At 66.1% G+C, this 239-nt stretch carries 1 protein-coding gene; it reads left to right on the top strand.

All coding sequences use genetic code 11. From position 1 onward, the window contains the following. The coding region (locus ACR9ZK_RS23310; protein ID WP_481344286.1) for a twin-arginine translocase subunit TatC at positions 1-239 on the top strand (239 nt) is incomplete at both ends.

The following is a 239-nucleotide window of genomic DNA, read 5'->3' as shown; positions in this document are numbered from 1 at the left end:
CCGGTCCTCGTTGCGGCACGGAGCCAGGACCGGGCGGTCGTCATCAACTTCCCGTCGATCTCCGCCGCCTTCGACCTGCGGATCGAGATCGCCGTGATCGTCGGGATCGTGCTGTCCAGTCCCGTGTGGCTGTATCAGCTCTTCGCCTTCTTCATGCCCGCCCTGAACCGCCGGGAGAAGCGGTACACCTCCGGCTTCGTCCTCAGCGCACTCCCGTTGTTCATCGCCGGGTGCGCAGC

The organism is Monashia sp. HAY1-5C (assembly GCF_056755255.1).
The sequence above is the reverse complement of the archived record's forward strand: the minus strand, read 5'-3'. Positions and strand labels throughout refer to the sequence as shown.